The organism is Amycolatopsis rifamycinica (genome assembly GCF_000695625.1).
Classification (GTDB): domain Bacteria; phylum Actinomycetota; class Actinomycetes; order Mycobacteriales; family Pseudonocardiaceae; genus Amycolatopsis; species Amycolatopsis rifamycinica.
This window is the reverse complement of record NZ_JMQI01000003.1, coordinates 167552-184280: the sequence shown is the minus strand read 5'-3', so window position 1 is coordinate 184280 and position 16729 is coordinate 167552. Positions and strand designations below refer to the sequence as shown.

At 72.0% G+C, this 16729-nt stretch carries 16 protein-coding genes and 1 other RNA gene; 4 read left to right on the top strand and 13 right to left on the bottom strand.

The features are described 5' to 3' along the window. Positions 1-948, top strand: a 948-nt coding sequence (locus DV20_RS02545; RefSeq protein WP_043789001.1) for a DUF346 domain-containing protein, incomplete at its 5' end; no start/stop codon positions are given. 43 nt (positions 949-991) lie between these two features. Here DV20_RS02545 and recR read toward each other — a convergent pair. Together recR and DV20_RS02535 are read right to left on the bottom strand one after the other, a co-directional pair. Beyond that, positions 992-1588, bottom strand: coding sequence for a recombination mediator RecR (gene recR / locus DV20_RS02540; RefSeq protein ID WP_043776032.1), 597 nt, complete (start codon positions 1586-1588; stop codon positions 992-994). Positions 1589-1593: 5 nt separating this feature from the next. After that, entirely contained in the window at positions 1594-1953 is a 360-nt protein-coding gene (locus tag DV20_RS02535; protein WP_043776029.1) for a YbaB/EbfC family nucleoid-associated protein, read from the bottom strand. Positions 1954-2031: 78 nt separating this feature from the next. Between DV20_RS02535 and DV20_RS02530 the strand changes: the two genes are divergently transcribed. Then, complete coding sequence (locus DV20_RS02530) at positions 2032-2892, top strand: N-acetylmuramoyl-L-alanine amidase (protein ID WP_200876338.1); 861 nt, start codon at positions 2032-2034, stop codon at positions 2890-2892. On the opposite strand, the gene DV20_RS02525 is transcribed toward DV20_RS02530, so the two are convergent. Further along, complete coding sequence (locus DV20_RS02525) at positions 2877-3230, bottom strand: winged helix-turn-helix transcriptional regulator (RefSeq protein WP_043776028.1); 354 nt, start codon at positions 3228-3230, stop codon at positions 2877-2879. The two genes, DV20_RS02530 and DV20_RS02525, sit on opposite strands and share 16 nt — an antisense overlap. A 49-nt stretch (positions 3231-3279) precedes the next feature. Between DV20_RS02525 and DV20_RS02520 the strand changes: the two genes are divergently transcribed. Continuing rightward, positions 3280-3711 (top strand): TIGR03618 family F420-dependent PPOX class oxidoreductase, encoded by a 432-nt coding sequence (locus tag DV20_RS02520; RefSeq protein ID WP_043776026.1) that lies wholly within the window; start codon positions 3280-3282, stop codon positions 3709-3711. A 192-nt stretch (positions 3712-3903) separates the two neighbouring features. On the opposite strand, the gene DV20_RS02515 is transcribed toward DV20_RS02520, so the two are convergent. Beyond that, positions 3904-6114, bottom strand: a complete 2211-nt coding sequence (locus tag DV20_RS02515) for a DNA polymerase III subunit gamma and tau (RefSeq protein ID WP_043776023.1) — start codon at positions 6112-6114, stop codon at positions 3904-3906. A 105-nt stretch (positions 6115-6219) separates the two neighbouring features. On the opposite strand from DV20_RS02515, the gene DV20_RS02510 reads away from it, so the two are divergent. Next, on the top strand, positions 6220-7077 hold the full coding sequence (locus DV20_RS02510) for a spermidine synthase (RefSeq protein WP_043776021.1): 858 nt from the start codon (positions 6220-6222) through the stop codon (positions 7075-7077). Between the two features lie 3 nt (positions 7078-7080). On the opposite strand, the gene ffs is transcribed toward DV20_RS02510, so the two are convergent. The 9 genes from ffs to DV20_RS02470 all read right to left on the bottom strand — a co-directional run bounded on the left by ffs (position 7081) and on the right by DV20_RS02470 (position 16700). Further along, positions 7081-7175, bottom strand: an RNA gene (gene ffs / locus DV20_RS43405) — signal recognition particle sRNA small type. A 21-nt stretch (positions 7176-7196) separates the two neighbouring features. After that, positions 7197-7796: a GTP-binding protein gene (locus tag DV20_RS02505; protein WP_043776020.1), complete on the bottom strand. Its 600-nt coding sequence runs from the start codon at positions 7794-7796 to the stop codon at positions 7197-7199. Continuing rightward, positions 7774-8127: a DUF742 domain-containing protein gene (locus tag DV20_RS02500; protein ID WP_043776019.1), complete on the bottom strand. Its 354-nt coding sequence runs from the start codon at positions 8125-8127 to the stop codon at positions 7774-7776. Before DV20_RS02500 ends, DV20_RS02505 begins: the two co-directional genes overlap by 23 nt. Continuing rightward, the gene (locus tag DV20_RS02495) at positions 8127-8561 is read right to left on the bottom strand and encodes a roadblock/LC7 domain-containing protein (protein ID WP_043776017.1); all 435 of its coding nucleotides are present in this window, start codon (positions 8559-8561) and stop codon (positions 8127-8129) included. Before DV20_RS02495 ends, DV20_RS02500 begins: the two co-directional genes overlap by 1 nt. Then, positions 8558-11407 carry a sensor histidine kinase gene (locus tag DV20_RS02490; protein ID WP_043776015.1) on the bottom strand — a complete coding sequence of 950 codons (2850 nt, stop codon included), beginning with the start codon at positions 11405-11407 and terminating at the stop codon, positions 8558-8560. The genes DV20_RS02495 and DV20_RS02490 overlap by 4 nt, the downstream gene beginning before the upstream one ends. 25 nt (positions 11408-11432) lie before the next feature. Beyond that, the gene (locus DV20_RS02485) at positions 11433-12221 is read right to left on the bottom strand and encodes an ABC transporter ATP-binding protein (RefSeq protein WP_043776013.1); all 789 of its coding nucleotides are present in this window, start codon (positions 12219-12221) and stop codon (positions 11433-11435) included. Next, positions 12218-13165 carry an ABC transporter permease gene (locus tag DV20_RS02480; protein ID WP_043776011.1) on the bottom strand — a complete coding sequence of 316 codons (948 nt, stop codon included), beginning with the start codon at positions 13163-13165 and terminating at the stop codon, positions 12218-12220. Before DV20_RS02480 ends, DV20_RS02485 begins: the two co-directional genes overlap by 4 nt. Further along, complete coding sequence (locus tag DV20_RS02475) at positions 13162-14175, bottom strand: ABC transporter substrate-binding protein (protein ID WP_043776010.1); 1014 nt, start codon at positions 14173-14175, stop codon at positions 13162-13164. Before DV20_RS02475 ends, DV20_RS02480 begins: the two co-directional genes overlap by 4 nt. Positions 14176-14825: 650 nt before the next feature. Then, positions 14826-16700: a glycosyltransferase family 39 protein gene (locus DV20_RS02470; RefSeq protein WP_235190683.1), complete on the bottom strand. Its 1875-nt coding sequence runs from the start codon at positions 16698-16700 to the stop codon at positions 14826-14828. Positions 16701-16729: the final 29 nt, after the last annotated feature.

Sequence of the window (16729 nt, the reverse complement as noted above, 5' to 3'; positions counted from 1 at the left end):
GGCGATGAGGGGATTGCGGCGTCGGCGTCGTATCGGTACGGCACCCAGGAGCACATGTTCTCCCGGGGTGCGGACGGGTCGTTGCTGCACTCCTATAACGCCGGTGAGTCCATCGAGTCCGAGTCGTATCCCGCGGCGCTCGCGGGTCAGCCGGTGGCGTTCGTGTCGGGTGACACCCAGCACGTGTTCGCCAGGTTGAGCGACAACACGATCGGGCACTGGTACTGGTACCCCACCGACGCCGACCCGAACTTCGAGCAGTGGGGTGCCGACGACATCGCGGGCAACCCGACCGGGTACGCCTTCGGGGACCAGCAGCACGTCTTCGCCCGCGGCACCGACGGCAAGCTCAAGCACCTCTACTGGACCCCGGACACGGGCATGGTCGAGGAAACCCAGACCCAGTCGGTCGCGGGTGACCCGGTGGCGTATGTGTGGGGCGACCAGCAGCACGTGTTCGGCCGCACCACCGACGGCCACCTCGCCCACTGGTACTGGACCCCCACCGACGCCGACCCCAACTACGGGATCTGGGGTTCCAGCACCATCGCCGGTGACCCCACCGGGTACGCCTTCGGTGAGCAGCAGCACGTCTTCGCCCGCGGCACCGACGGCACGCTCAAGCACTTCTACTGGACTCCCGACGAAGAAGTCGTCGACGAACCCCTCGGCGCACCCATCCAGGGCAACCCGGCCGCCTACGTCTGGCAGGACCAGCAGCACGTGTTCGCCCGCACCCCGGACAACCAGCTCGGCCACTGGTACTGGACCCCGGAAGACAACCAGCCCCGCCACGACAACTGGGGCGGCAACCTCGGCACCAACCCCACCGGCTTCGCCACCGACAACCAGGAAAACATCTACGGCCGAACCACCAACGGCACGTTGACCCACTGGTACTGGAACACCGACATGGGCGCCCCGGACATCGAAAACTGGGGCCAGTGACCGGAACGGGCCGTTCACGCGAGCGTGAACGGCCCGTTCGGCTTCAGAGCGCCCGGCGGCCCGAGAGCGCGCGGCCGAGGGTCAGCTCGTCGGCGAACTCCAGGTCACCGCCCATCGGGAGGCCCGAGGCCAGCCGCGTCACGCTCAGGCCCGGGAAGTCGCGCAGCATGCGGACCAGGTAGGTCGCCGTCGCCTCGCCCTCGGTGTTGGGGTCGGTGGCGATGATGATCTCCTTGATGTCCGCCTCGCCGATGCGCTTGAGCAGCTCGCGCATCCGCAGCTGCTCCGGCCCGATGCCCGACAGCGGGTCGAGCGCGCCGCCCAGGACGTGGTAGCGGCCTTTGAACTCGCGCGTGCGCTCGACCGCCAGCACGTCCTTCGGCTCCTCGACCACGCAGATGACCGTGAGGTCGCGGCGCTCGTCGCGGCAGATGCGGCACTTCGGGTGCTCGGAGACGTTGCCGCAGATCTCGCAGAACTGCACGCCCTCCTTGACCTTGCCGAGGACGTCCTGCAGCCGCGAGATGTCCACCGGGTCCGCGGCCAGCAGGTGGAACGCGATCCGCTGGGCGCTCTTCGGCCCGACCCCTGGCAGGCGCCCGAGCTCGTCGATCAGGTCCTGGACGACACCTTCGTACAAGTTCGTCAGCCGCCGAAGCCGAGGCTGCCGAGGTCCGGCATGCCGCCACCACCGCCGAGCCCGCCGGCCAGCGGGCCGAGCTTCTGCTCGGTGAGCTTCTGCGCGCTCGCCGACGCGTCGCGGACCGCCGCGACGATCAGGTCGGACAGCGTCTCGACGTCGTCCGGGTCCACCACTTTCGGGTCGATCTGGAGGCTCTTCAGCTGGCTGTCACCGGTGACGGTCGCGGTGACCAGTCCGCCGCCGGCGGTACCGGTGACCTCGGTGTTGGCCAGCTCTTCCTGGGCTTCGACGAGCTTCTGCTGCATCTGCTGCGCCTGCTGCATCAGCTGGGAAAGGTCGAAGCCGCCGCCGGGTTGGGCCATGATCGCACTCGGTCCTCTCTGCACGCCTGTGTCTCCACCAGGGTAGTCGCGCCACGCGAGGTGCCGGGCTGTGGCACCGTGGTCGCCGTGCGACGCGTGACTGTCCCCCTGCTGCTGGCCGGTGCCCTGCTGCTCACCGGCTGCTCCGGCGACGCTCCGGCGGCGCCCACGCCCCCTCCGGTGGTCACCACCGCCTCCGCCACGCCCACGCCGTCGCCTGCGCCTTCGCCGGTCGTGCCGTCGCCGGTCGTGCCGTCGTCGCCGTCGCCGTCGCCGTCGTCATCGGCGGCCGGGAAGGTGGTCGTGCTGGATCCCGGGCACAACGGCGGCAACGGCAGCCACCCGGCGGAGATCAACCGCCAGGTGCCGGCCGGGCGCGGGCAGACCAAGCCGTGCAACACGACCGGCACCGCGACCAACGCGGGCTACCCGGAGCACGCGTTCACCTTCGACGTCGCCCAACGGGTCGGGAAAGCGTTGACGTACAAGGGAATTCGCGTTGTCTACACGCGACAGGACGACACCGGCGTCGGCCCCTGCGTCGACCGCCGCGCGGCGATCGGCAACGAGGCGGCCGCGGCCGCGGTCGTCTCCATCCACGCCGACGGCTCGGAAGCGGCCGGCGCGAACGGCTTCCACGTGGCGTATTCCTCGCCGCCGCTGAACGCGGCACAGGGAGAGCCCTCGACGCGGCTGGCCCGGACACTGCGCGACACGATGCGCGAGAGCGGCTTCGGCCCGGCGAACTACATCGGCGCGAACGGCCTGTCGGCCCGCGCGGACCTGGCCGGCCTCAACCTTTCGACCCGCCCGGCCGCCCTGGTGGAGTGCGGCAACATGCGCAACGCCGCGGAGGCGGCCCGGATGACGAGCGCGGCGGGCCGGCAGCAGTACGCCGCCGCCATCGCGGCGGCGATCGAGGCTTACCTGGCCGCCTGAGCCTCGAGGACGGCCTCGCCGTGCTGCGTCGCCCACTTCGTGAGGACGCCGATCGGCTCGACGAGCGTCCGGCCGAGCTCGGTCAGGCAGTACTCGACGCGCGGCGGCGCTTCGGCGTACGCGCGGCGGTCGACGAGGCCGTAACCCTGGAGTTTGCGCAGCGTCTGCGTCAGGACCTTGCGCGAGATGCCGCCGATGAGGCCGACGAGCTCGCCGTGCCGCCGCGGGCCGCGGCTGAGCGCGAACACGACGACGACCGCCCACTTGTCGGCGATGATGTCGATCGCCAGCCGGGCCGGGCAGTCGGCGAGGAAGACGTCGCCGGAGAAGTCACCCATGGGAACAAAGGTACCGAGCGGTACCTGTCGATTTCCTACGCTCGGAGCCATGGAACTTCCCGAAAGCTGCCACCGCCTGTTCGAGCGGCCGTTCAACGCCGTGCTGACGACCCTCAACCCCGACGGCTCGCCGCAGACTTCGCTGGTCTGGGCCAGCCGCGAGGGCGACGAGATCGTGATGGGCATGGAGGGCAGGCGGCCCAAGGTGCGCAACATCCGCCGCGATCCGCGCGTCACGGTGCTGATCGAGGACCACGACGAGCGTGACGCGCGCGGGCTGCCGCAGTACCTGCTGGTCCGGGGCACCGCCCGGGTGATCGGCCCAGACATCGCCGACGAGTTCACGGCGCTGATGGACCGGCAGGCCCGCCGGTACCTCGGGACGGAGAAGTACGAGCTGGGCAACCAGGGCTCACCGACGGCGGTGATCGTCCGGATCACCGCCGACCGGGTGACGGGCATCGGCCCCTGGGCTCCCTGACCCACCCCTGCCAGACGCCGGCCCACGTACGCCGCAGAGTCGCCCCGCGTACGGGAGGTCCAGCCGCGGCCCATGCATCCAGCGGGTCGGCGGTGACGTACGGGACGTGGGGTTGCGTCGGCCGGCAGCCGACGGTCCCAGTGCGCGAACCGACCGGCTGGGGACGCCGGCCGGCCCTTCGAGTGCGCCGGCTCAGTCGAGGGGGCGGGCGCCGAGGTGCTCGGAGAGGAGCTTGCGGGCCACCTCGTCCGGGTCCTTGTCCGGTGGGGGCGGGGGTGGCGGCGGGGCCGGGCTGGCGTCCTCGTTGTAGAGATCCTCGTCGTCCTCGTCGGAGGGTTCCGGGGGGAGCGGGATGTCCGGCTCGGTCGTCGTGACCTTGGGCCGGGGCGGGACCTGCGGAGCCGCGGGGCGGGCCGCCGGTTCGGCGGCGGGGGCCGCGGCCGCGGCCGACTGGCGGGTGAACGAGCGCTCGGGGGCCGGGGCCGGCGCCGCCTGCTGGGGGCGGGCGGCGGGGGCGGCCGGGGCGTTGCCGTGGACGCAGCGGACCTGCCAGTCGCCGCCCAGGACGTCGGTCAGGGCGCCGGCGATCTTGCGGGCGTTGTCCTGGTCGGAAAGGCGGCGGGCCAGTGGCTCGGACTTGTGGGTCAGCGTCACGGCGTTGCCCTCGACGCTCGCCACCGTCGCCTGCGTCAGCATCGCCTCGAGGCTGCGGCCGCCGGTGAACTTGCGCAGCGCGGTCATCAGCTGCGGCCAGATGTTCCGGATGCCGGCGGCGTCCAGCGCGCCCGGCGCCGGGGGCGCGGCCTCCGGCGCCGGAGCGGCCGTGCCGCCGTCGGGCGACTGCGCCGGAGCGGGCGTGCCGCCGCCGGGGGTGCGCACCGCACCCCAGCCACCATCGCCCGGCTGAGCCGCGGCCGGGGCGGCCGCGGCGGCCGGAGCGGCCGCGGCGACGGAAGCGGCCGGCGCCGCTGCCGGGGTGGCACCCGGCGTGCGCGGGGCTCCCCAACCGCCGTCACCGGACGGGGCCGAAGCCGTCGACGAGGCGGCACCATCGCCCGGCCGGGCCGCGGCGGGCGGCCCCACCGGGTCGGCCGCGGCCGGCCGCCCGGGCGGCTTGACCGGCTCGGGCACCGGCGCCGGACCCGGCGTCCCCGGACGCTGGGAAGGCCGCGAAAACTCGCGTTCCGGAGCCGCGCGCACCGGCGGCTCCACACCGCCCTCGGCCGGCGCGCCTCCCCCGCCGGCCACCGTCGCCCGGCGCTCCAGCCGCTCGATCCGGGCCAGCAGCGCCTTCTCCGCGTCGGTCACCGACGGCAGCAGCATCCGCGCGCACAGCAGTTCGAGCACGAGCCGGGGCGACGTCGCCCCGCGCATCTCCAGAAGTCCACTGTGGACGATGTCGGCGTAGCGCGAGAGGGTGGCCAGGCCGATCCGCTCGGCCTGCGCGACCATCCGCGACAACTCGTCCTCCGGCGCGGACACCAGCCCGCCCGCGGACTCCGGCACCGCGCGCAGCAGCACCAGGTCGCGCAGCCGGTCGAGCAGGTCGGTGGCGAACCGGCGCGGGTCGTGGCCGGCCTCGGTGAGCTTCTCGACCGTGCCGAACACCGTCGCCGCGTCCTCGGTCGAGAGCGCGTCCACCATGTCGTCGATCAGCGCGACGTCGGTGACGCCCAGCAGCGCGACCGCCCGCGAGTAGGAGACGCCTTCCGGCCCGGCACCGGCGAGCAGCTGGTCGAGCACCGACTGCGTGTCGCGCGCCGACCCGCCGCCCGCGCGGATGACCAGCGGGTACACCGCCGGCTCGACCTCGACGCCCTCGGCCGCGATGTTGCGCTCCAGCAGCGCGCGCATCGAGCTCGGCGGGATCAGCCGGAACGGGTAGTGGTGCGTGCGCGAGCGGATGGTGGTGAGCACCTTGTCCGGCTCGGTCGTCGCGAAGATGAAGATGACGTGCTCGGGCGGCTCTTCCACGATCTTCAGCAGGGCGTTGAAGCCCTGCGTGGTGACCATGTGCGCCTCGTCGATGATGAACACGCGGTAGCGCGACTCGGCCGGCGCGTAGAACGCCTTGTCCCGCAGCTCGCGGGCGTCGTCGACACCACCGTGGCTCGCCGCGTCCAGCTCGGTGACGTCGACGCTGCCGGGACCTTCGGGAGCGAGCGCCTTGCACGAGTTGCACTCGCCGCACGGGTCCGGCGTCGGGCCCTTGGCGCAGTTCAGCGAGCGCGCCATGATGCGCGCGCTGGACGTCTTGCCGCAGCCGCGTGGACCGGAGAAGAGGTAGGCGTGGTTGATCCGCCCGGCGGACAGCGCGGTGCGGAGGGGTTCGGTCACATGCTCCTGACCGACGACCTCGGCGAAGGTCGCCGGACGGTACTTGCGGTACAGCGCGAGAGCCACGCTCGTGAATCTACCGTGACGCGAAGCGTCTCCGTTGAGTGCGGTGGACGGAGTACCGGGCACCACCGGCAACCTTCGCCGTGCGGTCGGGACCCGATAACCTCGATGCCCGTGAGCCGCACGCGGAAGCCCGAGCCCGAGCCCGGGCGCTACCCCGTGCGGTTCGGCACGGCGGAGCTGCTCCGCGACGCCGACCGCGGCAACGCCTGGCTGCTGTCGGTGGACGGCGTCGCGCAGTCGTACGTCGACCTCGACGACCCCACGCACCTGGAGTTCGACTACGTCCGCCGGTTCGCGGACGTGGTGGACCGCCTGCCCGAGGGCCCGCTGGACGCGCTCCACATCGGCGGCGCGGCGTGCACGCTGCCGCGGTACGTCGCGGCGTCGCGGCCGGGCTCGCGCCAGCTGGTGTTCGACGCCGACGGCGAGCTGGTGGAGCTGGTCCGCGCGCAGCTGGGGCTGCGGGTGCCGGGCCTGCGCGTCCGGGTGACGGACGGCCGCGAGGGCCTGGCGACGCGCCGGGAGGATTCGGCGGACCTGGTGGTGGTCGACGCGTTCGAGCGCGCGACGCTGGCCGGCGGCCTCGCAACCCTGGAGGCGACGAAGGCGCTGGCGGGCATCCTGCGCGCCCCGGGCCTGTACCTGGCGAACATCACGGACGGCTCGGGCCTGCCGTTCGCCCGCCGCTTCCTGGCGACGCTGCTCGAGGTCTTCCCGGAGGTCCTCCTGCTGGCGGACCCGGGAGTGCTGCGAGGCCGCCGTTTCGGCAACCTGGTACTGGCGGCCTCGGCGAGCGACCTCCCGACGGCGGAGATAGCCCGGCGAACGGCCTCGGCGGCCTTCCCGGCGCGGTGCGTATACGGCGAAGAGCTGCGGAAGCTGGCGGGCCGGGCGGCCCCGATCACGGACGCGGACGCGCCGCCACCCCCGAAGCCCCCGAACGACGTGCTGGGCCTGTTCTAGGCATAAAGGGGACCCCGCGCACCCGCCAGAGCCTGCTTATCCTTGCTGCCTTCCGGCCCTGGGGAGGTTCACAGGGTGGACGCCGCGCGGGGTCCGTGGATCAGTGTAGCGAAGTCCGTTCAGGCCCCCGCGCCCGCCTGGGCGCGGGCCTTCTTGAACGTGTTGTGCAGGACCGCCAGCAGGGCGTCGCGCACCGACAGCTTCTGCCGGGCGTCGAACGTGATCAGCGGGACGTCGTCGCTCACCGCCAGTGCCCACCGGACGTCCTCCAGGTTGTGGCCGAGCGAGCCGTCGAACATGTTGACCGCCACCACGAACGGGAGGCCCGCGTTCTCGAAGTAGTCGACCGCCGGGTAGCAGTCGTCCATGCGGCGGGTGTCCACGATGACCAGCGCGCCCAGTGCGCCGTGGACCAGGTCCTGCCACATGAAGCCGAAGCGGTCCTGGCCCGGCGTGCCGAACAGGTACAGCTTCACCTCCTCGTCGATCGTGATGCAGCCGAAGTCGAGGGCGACCGTCGTCGTGGTCTTGGCCGGGACGTGGCCGGTGCTGTCCACCGCCGCCGCCACGGAGGTGATCGCCGCCTCGGTGGTCAGGGGCTTGATCTCCGAGATGGACGACACCGCCGTCGTCTTGCCGACGCCGAAGCCGCCCGCGATGACGATCTTGACCGGGGCCGGCGGCCGGGCGGCCGGTTCAGTGAATGGCTTCGAGTCCACGAATGACCCTTTCGATCATGCCGAGGTCGTGCGAGTTGTGGTTGCCCGGCCGCCGGACGACGACGTAGCCCAGCTCGGCGAGGTCGGCCACCAGCACCCTGGCCACCCCGATGTGCAGGCCGAGCATGGCGGCCACCTCGGCGACCGACATCGTGTTCCGGCAGAGGGAAACGATCTCCTGCCGTTCGAACGTGAGCTTCGGGTGCGACGCCGCGCCGAGGCGGGACGTCATGACCTGCGCCTCGATCTCGAGGCTCTGGTCGACCGGCTGGGCCCGCCCCGAGGTCATCAGGTACGGCCGCAGCAACGAGATGTCCGGTTCTTCGGACATCACGACCCCACGGTGTTCTTGAGCTCCTCGATCAAACCGGGTGTCAGCACCTCGGTGGCGCGGTTGGCGAACATCGCCATCTCGTAGGCGATCGTGCCCAGGCTGGCCTGCTTGTTGGCCAGCACACCCAGCGAGCAGCCGATGCTGATCGTGCAGACGAGCAGGTACCCGTGCTCGAGCTCGATGATCACCTTGTCCGGCGAGCCGAGCGGGTGGCTTTCGGAGACGCCGTGGGCGAGACCGAGCATGGCGGAGGAGATCGCGGCGAGGCGGTCGGCGTTGGACCGCTCGAGCTCCGACGACATCGCGATCAGCAAGCCGTCGGCCGAGACCGCGATGGCGGCGATCGCCCCCGCGGTGTGCTGCGCGAAGCGGCTCACCAGCCAGTTGAAGTTCTGGGCTTCGACACTGACACCAGGTGCGGGGATGCTCATTTCCTGCTCTCTTCTCCTCGTTCCATCACACGACCGGCGACCACGCCTTGGGGCGGGCTGTCTGCCGTCACATCCTCCGCCTTGGCCAGGCCGGCGGCGAACGCGTCGAACGCCGCTCGTTCGGCCGCCGGGTCCCGCTTGGTGCGGTTGACGACGGCGCGGGCGAGCGGCCGCCCCGCGGACTGCTGGCGCAGGCCCGGGGCGAGCTGGGCGCCGGGGACACGGCGGATCAGGCCGTCGCGCGACTGCGCGGCGGCCGTGAACGGGGCCGTGGCCACCGGCGAGGCGTCCGCGGGGACGCGGACCGGGAGAGGTGACACGGGTTCGGTCACGACGGTGGGCGGCGCGGGCGGCGGGTCGGCCGTCAGCGCGCTGACTTCGGCGGCCTTCGGGAAGGCGGGGGCAGGTGGGGCGCCGACCTCGGCGCCCTTCGCGAAGGGCGGGGCAGGTGGGGCGCTGGCCTCGGCGGCCTTCGCGAAGGCGCTCGCGAAGCCGTCCATCGCCGCCTTGGTCGCTTCCGGGTCGTGCCGCGGCTTGGGGTCGCTCGTCACCGGCGCGGACGTGCCCGGGCTGGGCAGCTGGGCGCCGCGGACCCGGCGGCGCAGGCCACCCCGCGACTCCGGTGACGACACCGCCGCCACTTCGGGCTCAGGCGTTCCGGCGGGCTCGGCGTCGGGTTCGGCGTCCGGCCACACCGGTTCCAGTTCGCGGAACCAGCGGAAGCCGTTGCCGTTGCCGAGCAGCGCCGGGATCGCCGGCGCGGGCAGCTCGGCGGGCCGGTCGCGGACCGGTTCGGGCGACGGCGGCCGGAAGCGGTCATCCACAGTGGACACAGCGGCGGCGGGCGCCGCGGCGGCGTGCCGGGCGGGCGGCGCGACCGGCGGCCGGGCCTGCGCCGGGATCGCCGGCGCCGCCTCGGGCTTCGGGCGCGGCCCGCTGCGGTGGCTGAACAGCGCCGCCGGGATGGTCAGCCGCGCGGTGACGCCGCCGGTGGTCGGCGTCGCCAGCAGCTCGACCCCCAGCTCGTGGCGCCGCGCCAGGCGGCCGACCACGAACAGGCCGAGCACGCTGGTCGGCGCGAGCTCCAGGCGTTCGCGCTCGACGAGCCGCTGGTTCTCCTCGGCCAGCTTCTCCGCGGTCATGCCGATGCCGTGGTCGACGATGCTGACCAGGCAGGCGCCGTCGGCCAGCAGCATGGTGTCCACCTCGACCATCGAGCCCGGCGGCGAGAACGACGTCGCGTTCTCCAGCAGCTCGGCGAACACGAGCACCAGGTCGGCACCGAGGGCCGACGACAGCAGGATTTCGGCGACGACCCCGAGCTTGACGCGCTGGTAGTCCTCGATCTCGGCGAGCGCCGAGCGCAGGGCCGTGGACAGCTCGATCGGGCCGGCGATCCGCGTTTCGTCGCGGGTGCCGGACACCACGAGCAGGTTGTCGGCGTTCCGGCGCAGGCGGGTGGAGAGGTGGTCGAGCCGGTACAGGCTGGCCAGCAGCCGGGTGTCCTGCTCGTTGCGCTCGACCTCGTCGATCAGGGCCAGCTGGCGGCCGACGAGGTTCTGCGTCCGCTTCGCGACGTTCGCGAACATCAGGCTGGTGTTGCGCCGGGTCAGCGCCTGGCGTTCGACCAGCTCGGCCGCGGTGGTCTGCACCCGGTTGAACGCGGCGGCGAGCTTGCCGAGCTCGTCGTCGGAGACGACGTCGATGGTGGCCAGGCGCGGGATCTGCTCCTCGGCCTCCTCGGTGTCGGTCACGCGGACGAGCTCGGTGCCGGCGAGGTCGGCGACCGACGTCGCCGCGGTGGTCAGCTGGCGCAGCGGCCCGGCGATCGAGCGGGACACCGCGACGGCGAGGAAGGCGACCAGCAGGAACAGCCCGCCGGCGCCGAGACCGACCGCCCAGGCCAGCTGCGTCGCGCTGTCGGCGCGCTCGGTCGCGGAGTCGGCGATTTCGGTGATCGCCCGCTCCTGAACGAGCCTCCGCTGCCCCGCGTGGGCGTCCGCCGCGGACAGCACGTCCGTGACGTACTGCGCGGTGGCCGGCGCGTCACGGGGCTTGTCGACCTCGGCGGCGAGTTCGTCGACGCGGCGGCCGGCGTCGCTCTGCTCGATCTGGACGACCTGTGCGGCCCGCTGGGCGTCGTCACCGTCGTCGCCCTGCTTGACGAACCGGTCGATGAAGATCGGCGCCCGCTGGGTTGCGTCGTCGAAGATGGTCCGGCCGGCTTCCAGCGACACCGCGGTCACGATGAGGGCCATCGCGCGCAGCGAGTTCTCCTCGTTCGCGCGCAGCAGCGCGTCCAGCGCGGTCAGCTCGCGGGCGCCTTCGGCGTCGCTGCTCAGCTGCGGGACCAGGCGGAGCGCGTCGATCACCGCCTCGACCACGGCGTTGTAGGTACGCGCGACGCTGTCGAGCGCGACGCCGCGGCGGGTGGCGTTCTGCCGCAGCTCGCCCAGCGAGCCGATCCGGGTCAGCGCCGCGGAAAGCTCGTCGGGGGCGTCTTCGCCCAGTGCGGCGCGGACGTCGGCGACCGCCGCGTCGACGACCTTCTGCTGCTGGAGCATCTGGTCGGGGCTCGCCGACGGCGTCGCCACGAACGCGCCCGTCAGCAGCCGCTCGCGCTGCAGCTGCCACATCAGCCCGCCGAGCTGCTGGGCGTGCCGCGCCACCTCGGCCGACTGCCTCGCCGCACCGGCGCTGTTCGCCTGCGTCAGCACGAACGGCACCGACACCAGCACCACCGCGACCAGCGGGGGCAGGAGCAGCAGGTTCAGCTTGCCGCGGATACCGAGCCGGGCGAGAAAACCGCCGCCGGCCCGGTTCGCGGTCGGCCTGCCGTGTCTCATCCCGCGACCTTCCCGTCTTCCGTTCTCACTCGACCGCGGCCACCCGGCTCACGTGGCCCCGGTGCTGCTCCCGGACCAGATCCTCGATCCGGGCGCGCAGCGCGAGGAACCGCGGTTCGCGTTTCACCGCCAGGTCGCGCTCGGCGGGCAGCGCCACCTCGACGTCGGCCGCGATCCGGCCGGGGTCGGAGGCGAGCACCACCACCCGGCCGCCCAGGAAGACCGCTTCCTCGACGTCGTGGGTGACCATCAGCACCGTGGTGCCGGTGTCGGCCCACACCTGGCGGATGAGCACCTGCATGTCCTCTTTGGTCTGGACGTCCAGGGCGCCGAAGGGTTCGTCCAAGAGCAGGACTTCCGGTTCGCACGCCAGGGCGCGCGCGATCGCGACGCGCTGCTTCTGGCCGCCGGACAGCTGCTTCGGCAGTGACTTGCGCACGGCCTCGAGGCCGGTTTCGGCGAGGTACCAGTCCACCCGCGCGGCGCGCTCGGCCGGGTCGAGCGAAAGCAGCTCGAGTCCGAACGCGACGTTCTTCTCGACGCTGCGCCACGGGTAGAGCGCGCCGGCCTGGAAGACGAGGCCGCGGTCCGGGCCGGGCCCGGTCACCGGCACGCCGTCGAGCGCGATCTCGCCCTCGGTCGGCCGGGCGAGCCCGGCCACCAGCGAAAGCAGCGTCGACTTGCCCGAGCCGCTCGCGCCGACGACGCAGACGAACTCGCCGCGCCGCACCTCGAGGTCGACGCCGTCGAGCGCGCGCGTGACCTTGCCGCGGACGGTGTAGTCCTTGGCGACGTTCCGCAGTTCCAGCGTCATCCCGCCCACTTCCCGACCCGCGTGCGCAGCAGGCGCAGCAGGACGTCGATGACCAGCCCGGCGATCCCGATGACCACGAGCACCGCGAAGATCTTGTCGGTCTGCAGGAACCGCTGCGCGCGCACGATCCGGTAACCGAGGCCCGCCGAGGAGTTGATCAGCTCGGCGACGACCACGAAGTTCCACGCCGCGGCCGCGTTGACCCGGATCGCGTCGATCATGCCCGGCAGCGAGTGCGGCACGACGATCTTGCGCAGCACCTCGCCGCGACGCGCCCCGAGCGTGTAGGAGACGTCGATGAGCGAGTCCGGCAGGCCGCGGACGACGTCGGCGGTCATCAGCGTGTTGAAGAACACCGTGCCGATGAAGAGGATGGCGATCTTCGACGGCTCACCGAGGCCGAGCCAGATGATCAGCAGGGGGATGAACGCGCTCGCCGGCAGGTAGCGCAGCAGCCCGATCAGCGGCTCGAAGAACGCCTGCCCGGCGGTGAAGGTGCCCATCAGGATGCCGAGCGGCACGGAGACCAGCACGGCGAGGCCGAACCCTTCGAGCACCCGCTGGGTCGTCGCCCAGAGGTCGTCGAAGAGCTCGCCCGTGCTCGCCATGTCGACGCCGGCCTTGACGACCGCGGCCGGGGACGGCAGGAACGTCGAGTCGACCGCGCCGCTGATGCTCAGCACGATCCACGCGAGGAAGGGGATGGCGAACGACAGCCCCGCGAGTGTCCAGCGGGACGCGGCGGAAATCGGCGCGCGCAGCGAGAAAAGCGGTGAAGCGGACTGCTTCAGGCCGGCCCGCCGGGGCAGCGGCGACCAGTCCGGCCGTGCGCCGCCCCGGGCGGACTCCTGCTGTTCGGCGAGCCGCTGTTCCACCTCCTGCGCCTCGGCGGCCCGCGCCTCGGCCGTGCCCGCCGGGGTGGTGCGCTGGGTGGGACCGGTCACTGGGGCGCGGCCTTCACGAATTGGTCGTCGAACAGGCCGTCGAGCGAGGGCCGCTGCTGGGCGAGTCCGGTGCTGACGATGAAGTCGATGATCTTGTTCGCCTGGAAGTCGAGGTGCTCCGGGGTGACCCCCGGCGTGAACGCGTCGATGTTCTGCTGCCGGGTGAAGATCGTGGTGCCGGCGTCGTAGGTCTTGTAGTCCGCTTCGGACACACCGCCGCGCTTGGCCATGATCTTGACGGCCGCGTCCTTGTTGTTCTTGATCCAGGCCAGCGTCTCGAACCAGGTGTTGACCAGTGCCTGGACGTCCTTCGGGTGGTCCTTGACCAGCTTCTGCGACGTGACGAGGTGGTCCGGGATGGCGCCGGGGAACTCGGCCGACGTGGAGATCGCGCGGCTGCCCGGGCGCTCCAGCGCCGTCGAGGTGAACGGCGCGAACGCGGCGACCGCGTCGACCTGGCCGCTCTTGAACGCGGCGGCCGCGGCGTCGGTCGGGAGGTTGACGAGCTGGATGTCCTTTTCGGTCAGCTTCGCCGACTGCAGCGCCAGCAGCAGCAGGTAGTGGTCGACCAGGCCCTGCTCGACGGCGACCTTCTTGCCCTTGAGGTCGGCGATGCTGGTGATCCCGTCCCGCGCGATGACCTTGTCGTTGCCGGTGGAGTTGTCGTTCACCAGCACGATCGACAGCTTGGCGCCGCCGGAGACCGACGACAGCGTGTCGTTGAGGGTCTGGCTGTTGGCGTCGATGGCGCCACTGGAAAGCGCGTTGATGCTGTCGGTGTAGTTGTCGAAGTACTTGAGGTCGACGTTGACGCCGTTCTTGGTGAACAGGCCCTGTTCCTGCGCCACCTGCCACGGGAACCAGCCCGGCCAGGCACTGAACCCGATGGTGATCTTGCTGCCGCTGCCGGAGGCGGAGCTGTCGCTGCACCCCGAGAGCGCGGTGACCCCGGCGAGGGTCAGCAAAGTCAGGAGCACCGTCAGCAGACGGGGGCGAGGACGGGAAATCACAGCGAACTCCAGGTTGCGGGGGAAGTGGAGTGGTGCGTACCGAAAGGCGGAATTGCGGCGCTCGGGGCTACGGGTGGTGACGACGGGGAGGTCGATCGGTTCGAGCTGCGCTACCGCGCACGGTCATCGCTGCTCACTTCCGCCGCACCTGATCGGGTCATCGCGAGAGAACGCGGACAGGAGGCGCCTACCACCAGTGAAATCCCAGCACTCAACGCACCGGATCAGCCACCCCTGTCCCTCTCCCGGCGGAGAGCCTAGCGACTAGCACAGGAACCCCACAACGTCCGCCCATTGCATCCGATCGAGTGACCCTCGCCCGGGCCAGCCAGCAACATCCGGGCAGTTCAAGATCAACTTTGCGGCGGTTTCTGTCGGCCGCCCGACCAAGATCGCGGCACGCCTGTGCGGGGAGCGCGTGCAAGCGCACGCCCCGTTGTCCTGTTTCGTTACGGCGGCTGCACGGAGTGCGAAGGGCGTCACTGCGAGCAAGATCATGGATCCGAACGGTCGTTCGGATTGACCCGGTCACACTCGAGTAATTCGAACACCTGTACGCAGCCGCCAGTACCGCACCGGCCGCGATTACGCCGAACGATTTCCGACTGTTAACACGCTGGAAACAATTCGACTGCGTTGTCGAATTTCGATCAGACGACAGATTCAGCGAGGTCGTAAACGGTCACGCCGTCGACGGTGAGCGGCGCGAAGTTCTGCTCGACCCAGGCCTGGATCGCCCCGGCCGTCCCGCGTCCGCCGCCGAAGCCGCCGCGACCACCGGCGACGTAGTAGCGGATTTCGCCGCCGGCGACGTACTGCCGGAACTGCTCCAGCGTCGGTGCCGGGTCGCTGCCGCTGAAGCCGCCGATCGCGAGCACCGGCCGTCCGCTCGCCAGCGCCAGGCCGGCCGCCTGCATCGCGCCGCTCTGCGCCGCCGCCCACTTCGTCGTCGTGCCCTTCAGCAGGTCGATCACCGCGCTGTCGGCCTCTTCCGCGCCGAAACCGCGCGGGGCCCGGCCGCCGCCGACGGCCGGGCCGGACGACGGTGTCCCGCCGGAGTGTGCGATCGCGGCCGTGGCCAGCGTGAAGGCCGACGTCCCCAGCAGCGCGCCGCACAGGCCGAGCACGGCCACGACCGGCCCGAGCCGCCGGCCGCGGTCGGCGCCGAAGAGCAGGCCGGCGACCGCGGCGGCGCCGGTCACCAGGAGCGCGTAGCGGACCCACGGCTGCCAGTCCGGCGTGCGCGAGAGGAGGAGGAAGGCCCAGACCGCCGTCACCGCGAGCAGCACGGCGAGCACCGCACGGGCCGCGAAGTTCGCCCGGCCGCGCCAGAGCTCACGCGCGGCGATCGCCAGTGTGGCCGCGATTCCGGGGGCCAGCGCGACCGTGTAGTAGGGGTGGATGATGCCGCTCATGTAGCTGAACACGAGCGCGGAGACCACCAGCCAGCCGCCCCAGAGCAGCAGGGCCGCCCGCGTGCGGTCGGTGCGCGGCGCGCGGCGCGTGAACCACAGGCCGGCGACCAGCCCGATGACCGCGGCCGGCAGCAGCCACGACGCCTCGCCGCCGAACTCGCCGCCGAACAGCCGGGTGAGGCCGGCTTGGCCGCCGAAGCCGCCACCGAAACCCCGGCCGCCGGTGGGCAGCTCCATCCCCGCCGGGGGCGTGAACGTCCGGCCGCCGCCCCCGCGGCCTTCACCGAAGATCCGGCCGAGGCCGTTGTAGCCGAAGGCCAGTTCCAGCACGGTGTCGTCGGTCGAGCCGCTGATGTAGGGCCGGTCCGCGACGGGCCAGAGCGCGACGGCCACGATCCACCAGCCGGCGGAAACGAGCAGTGCGCCCGCCGCGGCCGCCAGCTGGCCGATCCGGCGGCCGGGCGACGTCGGCGCCGCGACGGCGTAGGCGAGCACGAAGGCGGGCAGCACGAGGAAGGCCTGCAGCATCTTGTCGAGGAACCCGAAGCCGACGGCGACCCCGGCGAGCACCAGCCACTTCGTGCTCGCGTGTTCCAGCGCCCGCACCACGCAGTAGCCACCGGCGACCAGCAGCAGCACGAGGAAGGAGTCGGGGTTGTCGTAGCGGAACATCAGCGCGGCGACCGGCGTCAGCGCGAGCCCGGCCCCGGCCAGCAGCCCGGCACCCGGCCCCGAGAGCCGCCGGACTGCGAGGTAGAGCAGGCCGACAGAGGCGACGCCGGCGAGCGCGTCGGGCACGAGCAAGCTCCAGCTGGAGAAGCCGAAGAGCCGCCCGGACAACCCCATCACCCACAGGGAAAACGGCGGTTTGTCCACGGTGACGACGTTGCCCGGATCGAGCGAGCCGAAGAACCACGCCTTCCAGCTCCACGTGCCGGCCTGCACGGCCATCGCGTAGAAGTCGTTGCCCCAGCCGGTTTTCGCGAGGTCCCACAGGTAGAGCAGGCCGGTACCGAGCAGCAGCGCGGCCACGGACGGCCCGACCCACCGCGGTTTCCGGGCGGGCGCGGGCGGCTGGGCGTGCTCGAGCGCCGGCAGCGTGGTCGTCATGGCGCTCACCGTGTCAACGCCGCATGTGG